The following is a 9,205-nucleotide window of genomic DNA, read 5'->3' on the forward strand; positions in this document are numbered from 1 at the left end:
CGCGCGCGAGCCCGTGCCGGATCGACACCTGGGTCACCGTGTCGCCTCCGCCAGATGCGCGGCCGCCGCTGCGAGATCTTCCGGCGTGTTGAGATTGGTGAACGGGTCGGGGCTGCCCTCGAATTCCACCGGCGCCGCGTCCGGGAAAGCCGCGCGCAAGCGCCGCTCGCCCGAGGCGAACAGCTCTGCGATGCGCGCGCGGTCGTCGACCGGGCATAGCGCCACGCTCGGATGGTCACGGCCACCCGAAGCAGCATAGGCCGCAGCGCCAGCGCCGCTTAGCCGCGCGACCAGATCATGGGGCAGGAAGGGCGTATCGACAGGCACGCATAGCAGCCGCTCCGCGCCCTGCTCCGCCGCCCAGTCGAGCGCGCTCAGGAGCCCCGCCAGAGGCCCCTCGCCGCGCCGCTGGGGCGGATCGGGCAGCACAGGGATCGGGGCGAATCGCAGCGCGGCGCCATTGGCCGAGATCGCGAGCCTGGCCACCTGCGGGCCGATCCGCGCCGCGACATGGGCAAACAGCGGACGTCCGGCGAGCATCACCGTCGCCTTGTCGACGCCGCCCATGCGCCGCCCCTGCCCGCCCGCAAGGATCACCGCGACCACACGCGGCCCGACATCTTCGCCAGCGGTCAAGATGATTGCCTCCAATACAATCGCGCGCTTTGCCTTTGCCCGCATCCTTCCCTATCTGTCCCGCAACTGAGAACGGGAGACAAGCATCATGTCGGACATGACCGCGAACGGGACGACCCCGAAAGGCGCGATCCGAGCCGCCTATTGGCGCGGATTTCGGCATGGCCTGCCGTTCCTTCTGGTAATCATGCCCTTCGGGCTGTTGTTCGGGGTGGCGGCGACCAGTGCGGGGCTCGATCTGGCGCAGGTCATGGGCTTCTCGGTGATGGTCATCGCGGGCGCTGCGCAATTCACAGCGCTGCAGCTGATGGGCGATCACGCGCCGGTCCTGCTGATCCTCGCGGCCTCGCTTGCGGTCAACCTGCGCATGGCCATGTATTCGGCGGCGCTGACGCCGCATTTCGGCAAGGCGAAGACATGGCAGAAGGCGCTGGTGGCCTATTTCATGGTCGATCAGTCCTATGCGATGGCGGCCAATGAATACGAGGCCGAGCCGGAGATGAGCCGCGCCGAGAAGCTGGCCTATTACGCAGGCGTCTGCAGCCCGATCTGCCCGAACTGGTATGTGGCGACGCTGCTCGGCGCGCTGGTGGGCGCGAAAATCCCGCCGGAATTCGCGCTCGATTTCGCGGTGCCGATCACCTTCCTCGCGATGATCGGGCCGGCGCTGCGCACGCTCGCCCATGTCGCGGCGGCGGCGGTCTCGGTCGTCGGCGCGCTGGCGCTGAGCTTCCTGCCCTCCGGCGTGGGGCTGATGATCGCCGCGGTCGCCGCGATGGTGACGGGTGCGCAGGTCGAGCTTTGGGTCGCGCGTAGAAAGGCGGTGCGGGAATGAACGGGTATTCAGACGCCCTGATCTGGGGAATCATCATCGCGCTGGGGATCGGCACGTTCTTCCTTCGCTTCTCTTTCATGGGCTTCCTCGGCGACAGGCAACTGCCGGAATGGGCGCTGCGCTACCTGCGCTATACGCCGGTCGCGGTTCTCCCAGGGCTGGTGGCGCCGCTGGTGCTGTGGCCTGCGGCCACGGGCGGTGAGACCGACCCTGCACGGATGATCGCCGCCTTCGCGACGCTGGGCGTCGGCATCGCCACGCGCAACACGCTGTGGGCGATTCTCAGCGGCCTCGCCGCGCTTTACCTGTCGCTGTGGCTGGTGGGGTGAGCCGCGCCTCGGAGGGCTTCCAGTGGAAGCCCTCAGCGGCGAACGCGCCGACCGTGGAGGCGCCGGGGCGCGATTGCTGAAGGCGCAGATCGGGGGCTCCAGTGGAGCCACCGAAGCGGCGAACGCGGATTGCGTAGGCAATTCGCCCGGGTAAACCCGCTAACTCCGTCTTATGCCTCCAGAGGGCCGCGCCCGACCTCGGGTGGGCGCTTTGCAGCGCTCGGTGGCTGGGCGCTTTATCCCGCAAGCCCGTAGGACAGCGATACCCGCAACGACATCGCCAATGCGCCCTCCCCGGGGGAGGTCGGGCGCGGCCCGGGCCGCTTCGCGGCTGATCCGGGCAGCGAGTTTCCAATCCAAAAGAAAAAGGCCGTGCCCGGAGGCACGGCCTTCTAACCGTCAAGGTCAGGCGATCTTACTTGATCTTGCCTTCCTTGTATTCGACGTGCTTGCGCACGACCGGATCGTATTTGTTCACGGTCATTTTTTCGGTCATGGTGCGGGCGTTCTTCTTGGTCACATAGAAGTGCCCGGTGCCCGCCGTCGAGTTCAGACGGATCTTGATCGTCGTCGGCTTCGCCATTGTTTATCTCCTAGCTCCGGGCATCGAAAAAACTACGCACCCGCGGAATCCTTGAAGCCCGCCTTTTAGCGATGCGCGATGCGGAGTCAACCGGCAAACCGGGCCGCAGGCTGAAAATTCTTCACCCACGGCTCATAAAGCGGTGACGCCCTTTTCCGCTCAGATCAGCGGCTTGCCCATCGTCTCGTGAATCTGGGCGACTTTCTCCGTCTCGAGGCCCAGCGCCGCGGCGAGATTCGCCAGATATTGCTTCTCCGCCTCGGTATCGACGGTGATCGGCAGAAGCGCAGACGAATAGACCTGCGACTTCATGTGGTCCGAGGTGGCGTTGGCCAGAGCGGTGATGTCGATCGGGCCGTCGAGTTCGGATTTCACGAAGGCGATCTCTTCGTCGGAGGCGTCGGACAGGTGATCGAGGATGGTCTGGCGCTCGGTCTCGTCGATCTCGCCATCGGCTTTCGCGGCCTGAATCATCGCGCGGATCATCAGCTTGGCCTGATCTTCCATCATCGCGTTGACCGGCGTGCCAGAGGTCACGGCGCCGAGCATCTCCGAGATATTGCCTGCGCCCGTTTTCGCAGCGCCGGTCATGGCCCCGATCAGCGCGCCAAGCCCCGCCTCGGTCGCCGCCGTCGCGGAGGCTGCCTGAGAGCCGAACTGGCCGAAGAGACCGCGCACGGTCTCCTTGCCGCCGGGCATGCCCATCTTCTCGGCCCACTCGCCCATCTGGTCGCCCATACCGCCGGGCTCGCCCGCTTTGCCGAGCGCGTCCTTCATGCCGTCGAGACCGCCCATCTTGTTGAAACGCTCCACGCCCTTGGCGGCGGCGAAGCCCACCGCGAGCGTAGCCAATGTCTTCACGAAGCTCATATCATTCCCCCGAAATGCGGTTTCCTGTTGCGACAGCTTCGCGCGCAGGGACGCGCTTGGCTAGAAAAAACTCACGCGATTTACAGCTTGGCAACCACGTCGGCGAGCATCTGGCGTACCTGGCTCGCGACTTCGATGAGGTCGTCATTCTCGACCGCGAGCATCGAGGCCACGGGGTCGACGGCGCTAACCTCGATCCCGTCCTCCACCTCGCGCAGCACTACGTTGCACGGCAGCATCGCCCCGATCCGCGGCGCAACGCCGATCGCCTCATAGGCAAGCTTGGGGTTGCAGGCGCCGAGGATCTTGTAGCGCGGCATGTCCTTGTCGAGCTTGGCCTTCATCGTGGCGGACAAGTTGATCTCGGTCAGCACGCCGAAGCCCGCCTCGGCCAGCGCCTCACGCACTTTCGCCTCGACCTCGTCGAATGCCCCGGTCATCACCTTGTCGATCGTATAGCCCATGGCAATCTCTCTCCCCTAGTTGGTCTTGGCTGTTCGCGCCTTTGCGTCGAGCGTGGCCAATTCGATGCGAAACGCAAGTCACGATCATGGAGAGGCCTGTGCTTCAATGCGCGCTCACTGTGCCGCAGTGGCGGGAACCCGTGCGGGCGGGGGCTTGTTCCTTGCCCTCGATCTTGAAGCGAAAGAAGAATTTGCGCGGATGGCCTGTAAGCCGGATTTTGTCCCGGGGGCTTGCACCCCCATGGATGACCATTCCTCTCGCCCTGCGATTGCTCACAGGGTCTAGCTGCCAACCCGGATCGCTCGGGGCGAAGCTCCCCTGCCGTCACCGCAAGCGGCGCAGCACGCGATCCCTATTCGGCGTTGCTCCCGGTGGGGCTTGCCGTGCCGGTCCTGTTACCAGTCCCGCGGTGGGCTCTTACCCCACCGTTTCACCCTGACCCCGGCCGAAACCGAGGCGGTTTGTTTTCTGTGGCGCTTTCCGTCGGGTTTCCCCGCCCGGGCGTTACCCGGCACCGTTGCTTCATGGAGTCCGGACTTTCCTCGGGCCCCCGGCTACCCGCATTCACGGGGCTACGGGAACTCGCGGCCATCCAGCCATCCGCGCAAGGCAGCAGATAGACACTCGCCCCCGCGCGGTCAATTGCCCCTGCGCACGCATCACGGGCGTCTTTTCTTCAGCCAAGAAACGCCCCCTCGCATCACGAGGCCGTGAAATTTCGGGAGCAGTCCGTGCAACCACTTGCTTTTCAGGTGCGGCACGTTGACGCTGGCCGTCCATGAAGTGAAAGGGAGATCACGATGGTAAAGGGAGGACTCCGCCTCGGGCTTGCGCTCGCGGCGATGGTTTGGGCATTGCCCGCTATGGCGAATGAAAAAATCGCCATTCAGGTCAACAGCGCCGATCCGCAAGTGATGAACATGGCGCTGAACAACGCGCTCAACATGATCAAATATTACAAAGACAAAGGCGAAGAGGTCCAGATCGAAATGGTCACCTACGGGCCCGGTCTGAACATGCTGCGCGCCGACACCTCGCCGGTGAAAGCCCGCATCGAGGAAATGGCGATGCTGGGCGAACCGATCCATTTCCGCGCCTGCGCCAATACGCTCGCCGGGATGACCAAGAAGCTCGGGAAGGAGCCTCCTATGGTCGAAGAGGCGGAAATCGTCCCCTCCGGCGCGGCCTATCTCGTCGACCTGCAACGCGATGGCTACGCCTATCTGCGGCCCTGACGGACGACCGCGCGGCGGCCCTTCGCTTTCCGCGCGCTTCGATTTGAATTGCGACCCATCTCGCCCCGCTCGGCTTTCCGCGCGGGGCGGTTTACGTTACAGGCAGGGCTGTTTGATTGACCCCCCGGCAGGATCGGCTATCCTCTTGACAAACAAGAGCAGAAACGGGCCCGCATGACCGCCCTCTCCGAATATGAACGCCTCGAGGCGATCGGTATATGGCGTCCCGATGCGGACGCGCAGCGCCGCGAGGTGATCCTCTCGCTGGGCGACGCGACGCTTGTGCTGTCGGAGGCGCGCTCCGGCACGGCGCTCGCGCATTGGTCGCTGCCCGCGATGTACCGTCGCAATCCCGGCAAACGCCCCGCAATCTTCGCCCCTTCCGAGGAGCCGGGCGAAGAGCTCGAGATCGAAGATGAGACGATGATCGCCGCGATCGAAAAGGTCCATGCGATCATCGCTGCAAAGCGCCCGCATCCGGGGCGGCTGCGCGGTGTGCTCATCGGGGCGGTGCTGCTGGCAGTCGGCGCCGTGGCGCTGTTCTGGTTGCCCTCGGCGCTGGTCGATCACGCCGCGCGCGTCGCGCCGCAGGCGAAACGCGTCGAGATCGGCCGCAAGCTGCTCTCCGAGATGGTGAAAATGACCGGCTCGGCCTGTCACAGCCCCGGCGGTGATCGCGCCCTCTCCGCGCTGGCGGAGCGGCTGCCCGGACAATCGGTCATCGCGGTCCTGCCGCAGGCGCTCGAAGGGGCGCGGCTGCTGCCGGGCGGGATGACCGTGGTCGGACGCGACACGATCGACGGGCCTGACACGCCCGAGGTCGTCGCGGGCTACATCATCGCCGCGCAGAACAGCGCCGCCGGAGGGCGCCCGTTGCATCGGATGCTCGACCGCCTCGGCCCCGCGGCAGCGCTGCGGCTGCTGACGACAGGCGATCTTCCCGAGAGCGGGCTGGCCGAATATGCACAGGACCTGCTGCAGCATCCCCCGGCGCGGGCCGATGGCGACACGCTGCTGCGCGCCTTCCGCGATGCCGGGGTCAGCGCGACGCCCTATGCCTACGCGCTCGACCCGACCGGAGAGTCGGTGCTGGGCCTGATCGAGGCCGACCCGTTCAAGGGCCAGCCTGCGCCGAAGCCGGTTCTGGAAGATGCGCAATGGGTGGCGCTGCAGGACATCTGCTCGGCGCAATGAAAAACGGCCCCGAGGGGCCGCTTGATCCGTCTTACGCCTTCACGCCTCCTCAGCGCACGAGCGCATCCGGGAAGCCCGCCCGACGCGCCGAGGCAAGCGCCGAATTCAGCTTCGCGGTATCGTAGAACGGTCCGGCATAGACCACCGTCAGCTCCTGCGTCTTGGAGGTCGCGACCGGCAGTCCCAGCGCCTGCAGACGCTTCGTTGCAGCGACGACATTCGCGACATTGCCGAAGCTGCCGACCTGCACATATTGCTTGCCGTTCGAACCGACCGGCGCGACCGATTTGCTCGACATGGTGACGGTCGGCACCACCACGATGCGAGGCTTCGGCACCGGCGGATAAGAGCCCTCGACATAGACCTGATCCGGCGTCGCGGTGGGGCGAAGCTGCATCGGCGTCTCTTCGGTCCAGCGCGCGCGCATCTGTGCGTTGCCGTGGACGGTGCGCGGGCCGCGATAGGGGTTGAGCCGCCCATCGTCGAAGGCATTCGTCCAGCCGTTCTGCGGCTTGGGCGCGCGAGTCACCACCGGGGCGAGCCCACCGACGCTCACGCTGCGAGACACGCGCGACGGATCGCGCGGCACAGGCGGAGAGGTCGGGGTCGGCGAATAGGGCGTGCGCATCGCGGCCGTGGCGCGGGCCGCAGGGCTCGGAGCCACGGTTACCGACGCAACCGGCACGGTAGCCGCCAAGCTGGGCGTATGGCCGCAGACGATACCGCGGTCGCTATTCATCTGCGGCACCCAGCGCACGGCCCCGCCATAATCCGCGCGCACGAACACGCAGCCCTGACTGTCGACATATTGCGGATCGGTATAGCTCGCCGGGGGCATTTCGGCGGGCACATATTGCTGCGCCTGCGACTCCGATGCGAAGCCTCCCAGCCCCAGCGTGAGAATCGCGCCCAGACCGGCCGCCGCTCCTGCTTTCAGTCGCATATCCACCCCCTGATGTTTCCAAGGGGAGGATAGACGGGTTTGCCTTTGAGTAAAGGGTGTTGGCCTTACTTCGTGCCGAACATCCGGTCGCCCGCATCGCCCAGACCCGGCACGATATAGGCGTGATCGTCGAGCCGCTCATCAAGGGCTGCAGTCACGATCGGCACGTCCGGATGCGCCTCTTTCATGCGCGCGACACCCTCGGGGGCCGCCAACAGGCACATGAAGCGAATGTTCTTCGCGCCCTTTTCCTTGATCAGGTCGATCGCCGCGACCGAGGAGTTGCCGGTGGCCAGCATCGGATCAACCACGATGGTCAGACGATCCTCAAGCTCGCTCGGCAGCTTGCAATAGTATTCGACCGGCTTCAGCGTCTCGGGGTCGCGGTAGAGGCCGACGAAGCCCACGCGCGCCGCCGGGATCAGTTCGAGCACGCCATCCAGCAGACCGTTGCCCGCCCGCAGGATCGAGACCAGCGCGAGTTTCTTGCCCGCGAGGATCGGCGCGTCCATCTCCTGAAGCGGCGTCTCGATATTCTTCGAGGTGAGCTCCAGCTCCGCGGTGATCTCATAGGCCAGCAGCAGGCTGATCTCGCGCAGCAGACGCCGGAAGGACGCGGTCGACGTGTCCTTCTCGCGCATCAGGGTCAGTTTGTGCTGCACCAGCGGGTGTTTGACGACGGTCAGATGGTCACTCATTGTGTTGTCCCTCACAGAAAGCTTTTGCCCGGCCCTTGCGCCGGAATGTTCAGATGCGTGGCGAGCGAAGCCGCTAAGTCGACATACCCCACATTGCCCACGCTGCGCGACCCGATACCGGGGCCCGCGCCCAGAACCGGCACGCGTTCGCGGGTGTGATCGGTGCCGCGCCAGCTTGGATCGTTGCCGTGATCGGCGGTGAAGATCGCCAGATCGCCCGGTTGCAGGCGGTCGAGGAATTGCGCCGCCACCGTGTCGAACCATTCCAGCGCGCGGGCGTAGCCCGAGATGTCGCGGCGATGGCCGTAGAGGCTGTCGAATTCCACGAAATTGGCGAAGGTGAGCGAGCCCTCCTCGGCCTCATCTGCCAGCCGGATCAGGTGATCGGCCAGATCGGCATCGCCCTTGCCCTTGTGCAGATGGGTGATGCCGCGATGCGAGAAAATATCCCCGATCTTGCCGATCGCATGGGTCACGCGGCCCGCATCATAAGCCCAGTCCAGCAGCGTCGGCGACGGCGCCGGGATTGCATAGTCGCGGCGGTTCGGTGTGCGGGTGAACTGCCCGTTCTCGCCGATGAACGGCCGCGCGATCACGCGCCCCACCTTCATCGCATGCAGCGTCGGCGCGAGTCCCTCGCAGAGCCTCAAGAGGCGGTCGAGGCCGAAATGCTCCTCATGGGCTGCGATCTGGAACACGCTATCGGCGGAGGTGTAGCAGATCGGCCAGCCGGTGCGGATATGCTCGTCGCCCAAGTCTTCGATGATATTGGTGCCCGAGGCGTGGCAATTGCCCAGAATGCCGTCCGTGCCCGCGATTTCGCAGGCTTTGGCGACCAGATCGGGCGGGAAGCTGTTCTTCTGATCGGGGAAATAATGCCATTCCCACGGCACCGGCACACCGGCCAGCTCCCAGTGCCCCGAGGGCGTGTCCTTGCCGGGAGAGATCTCGGTGGCCGCGCCCCAGAGCCCGACAGGTTCGACCATCAGCCCCGGCGCCTCCTCGCCCGAGGCGAGCTTCACGCCCGCGCCCAGACCCAGACCGGCCAGCGTCGGCATATTCAGCGGACCGGAACGGCCTTCCTCAGCGCGCCCATCCGCACAGGCCTGCGCGATATGACCCACGGTATTCGCGCCCGTATCCGGCGCGCCGTCGTTGAAGAAGCGATCCGCATCGGGCGCACCGCCGATCCCGACGCTGTCCATCACGATGAGAAAGGCACGGCTCATTGCACATCCTCCGGGCCGATCCGCTCGTGGATCAGCGGTGGCTCTTCGGGGGCCTCGTCGCTCAGCTCGATCGCGGCCAGAAGGGCGGCTTCGGCGGCATCGGCATCGCGGTCATTCGCCGCATGGATCGTCACCAGCGGCTCGCCGGCCGCCATGTCCTCGCCCAGCGCCACGATCTCCCACAGACC

11 protein-coding genes, 1 other RNA gene and 1 pseudogene are annotated in these 9,205 nt (G+C 65.7%); 4 read left to right on the forward strand and 9 right to left on the reverse strand.

The window, feature by feature from the left end; all coding sequences use genetic code 11:
• Positions 1-33: 33 nt before the first annotated feature.
• Positions 34-636, reverse strand: coding sequence for a molybdenum cofactor guanylyltransferase MobA (mobA, locus tag B3D39_RS12645; RefSeq protein WP_274962399.1), 603 nt, complete (start codon positions 634-636; stop codon positions 34-36).
• Positions 637-724: 88 nt separating this feature from the next.
• On the opposite strand from mobA, the gene B3D39_RS12650 reads away from it, so the two are divergent.
• Both B3D39_RS12650 and B3D39_RS12655 read left to right on the forward strand, forming a co-directional pair.
• Positions 725-1,471 carry an AzlC family ABC transporter permease gene (locus B3D39_RS12650; RefSeq protein WP_414717998.1) on the forward strand — a complete coding sequence of 249 codons (747 nt, stop codon included), beginning with the start codon at positions 725-727 and terminating at the stop codon, positions 1,469-1,471.
• Entirely contained in the window at positions 1,468-1,800 is a 333-nt protein-coding gene (locus tag B3D39_RS12655; RefSeq protein WP_078548989.1) for an AzlD domain-containing protein, read from the forward strand. Before B3D39_RS12650 ends, B3D39_RS12655 begins: the two co-directional genes overlap by 4 nt.
• A gap of 415 nt (positions 1,801-2,215) precedes the next feature.
• Here B3D39_RS12655 and rpmG read toward each other — a convergent pair whose 3' ends face one another.
• The 4 genes from rpmG to rnpB all read right to left on the reverse strand — a co-directional run bounded on the left by rpmG (position 2,216) and on the right by rnpB (position 4,322).
• The gene (gene rpmG / locus B3D39_RS12660) at positions 2,216-2,383 is read right to left on the reverse strand and encodes a 50S ribosomal protein L33 (protein ID WP_011750518.1); all 168 of its coding nucleotides are present in this window, start codon (positions 2,381-2,383) and stop codon (positions 2,216-2,218) included.
• Between the two features lie 159 nt (positions 2,384-2,542).
• On the reverse strand, positions 2,543-3,253 hold the full coding sequence (locus B3D39_RS12665; protein ID WP_152843528.1) for a tellurite resistance TerB family protein: 711 nt from the start codon (positions 3,251-3,253) through the stop codon (positions 2,543-2,545).
• Between the two features lie 80 nt (positions 3,254-3,333).
• On the reverse strand, positions 3,334-3,717 hold the full coding sequence (locus B3D39_RS12670) for a DUF302 domain-containing protein (RefSeq protein ID WP_274962400.1): 384 nt from the start codon (positions 3,715-3,717) through the stop codon (positions 3,334-3,336).
• A gap of 191 nt (positions 3,718-3,908) precedes the next feature.
• An RNA gene (gene rnpB / locus B3D39_RS12675) (RNase P RNA component class A) lies at positions 3,909-4,322 on the reverse strand.
• Between the two features lie 196 nt (positions 4,323-4,518).
• Here rnpB and B3D39_RS12680 point away from each other — a divergent pair.
• Positions 4,519-4,953: a DsrE family protein gene (locus tag B3D39_RS12680; protein WP_078600577.1), complete on the forward strand. Its 435-nt coding sequence runs from the start codon at positions 4,519-4,521 to the stop codon at positions 4,951-4,953.
• A 174-nt stretch (positions 4,954-5,127) separates the two neighbouring features.
• On the forward strand, positions 5,128-6,147 hold the full coding sequence (locus B3D39_RS12685; protein ID WP_274962401.1) for a hypothetical protein: 1,020 nt from the start codon (positions 5,128-5,130) through the stop codon (positions 6,145-6,147).
• Between the two features lie 49 nt (positions 6,148-6,196).
• Here B3D39_RS12685 and B3D39_RS12690 read toward each other — a convergent pair whose 3' ends face one another.
• From B3D39_RS12690 to B3D39_RS12705, 4 genes and pseudogenes are all read right to left on the reverse strand, one after another.
• A complete protein-coding gene (locus B3D39_RS12690; protein ID WP_274962402.1) occupies positions 6,197-7,090 on the reverse strand; it encodes an SPOR domain-containing protein in 894 nt (297 codons plus the stop codon).
• Between the two features lie 65 nt (positions 7,091-7,155).
• On the reverse strand, positions 7,156-7,788 hold the full coding sequence (upp, locus tag B3D39_RS12695; RefSeq protein WP_078542222.1) for a uracil phosphoribosyltransferase: 633 nt from the start codon (positions 7,786-7,788) through the stop codon (positions 7,156-7,158).
• An 11-nt stretch (positions 7,789-7,799) separates the two neighbouring features.
• Entirely contained in the window at positions 7,800-9,017 is a 1,218-nt protein-coding gene (locus B3D39_RS12700; protein WP_274962403.1) for a phosphopentomutase, read from the reverse strand.
• Positions 9,014-9,205 (reverse strand): annotated as a pseudogene (locus B3D39_RS12705) (thymidine phosphorylase); the annotation flags it as partial. The pseudogene B3D39_RS12705 and the gene B3D39_RS12700, both read right to left, overlap by 4 nt.

It is taken from the genome of Thioclava sp. UBA3469, assembly GCF_002378135.1.
Classification (GTDB): domain Bacteria; phylum Pseudomonadota; class Alphaproteobacteria; order Rhodobacterales; family Rhodobacteraceae; genus Thioclava; species Thioclava sediminum.

What these genes read in the sequence shown, in the direction of transcription:
- B3D39_RS12650 (WP_414717998.1), top strand. Translation starts at nt 725, where the DNA reads ATGTCGGACATGACCGCGAACGGGACGACCCCGAAAGGCGCGATCCGA.
- B3D39_RS12655 (WP_078548989.1), top strand. Translation starts at nt 1,468, where the DNA reads ATGAACGGGTATTCAGACGCCCTGATCTGGGGAATCATCATCGCGCTG.
- rpmG (WP_011750518.1), bottom strand. Translation starts at nt 2,383, where the DNA reads ATGGCGAAGCCGACGACGATCAAGATCCGTCTGAACTCGACGGCGGGC.
- B3D39_RS12665 (WP_152843528.1), bottom strand. Translation starts at nt 3,253, where the DNA reads ATGAGCTTCGTGAAGACATTGGCTACGCTCGCGGTGGGCTTCGCCGCC.
- B3D39_RS12670 (WP_274962400.1), bottom strand. Translation starts at nt 3,717, where the DNA reads ATGGGCTATACGATCGACAAGGTGATGACCGGGGCATTCGACGAGGTC.
- B3D39_RS12680 (WP_078600577.1), top strand. Translation starts at nt 4,519, where the DNA reads ATGGTAAAGGGAGGACTCCGCCTCGGGCTTGCGCTCGCGGCGATGGTT.
- B3D39_RS12685 (WP_274962401.1), top strand. Translation starts at nt 5,128, where the DNA reads ATGACCGCCCTCTCCGAATATGAACGCCTCGAGGCGATCGGTATATGG.
- B3D39_RS12690 (WP_274962402.1), bottom strand. Translation starts at nt 7,090, where the DNA reads ATGCGACTGAAAGCAGGAGCGGCGGCCGGTCTGGGCGCGATTCTCACG.
- upp (WP_078542222.1), bottom strand. Translation starts at nt 7,788, where the DNA reads ATGAGTGACCATCTGACCGTCGTCAAACACCCGCTGGTGCAGCACAAA.
- B3D39_RS12700 (WP_274962403.1), bottom strand. Translation starts at nt 9,017, where the DNA reads ATGAGCCGTGCCTTTCTCATCGTGATGGACAGCGTCGGGATCGGCGGT.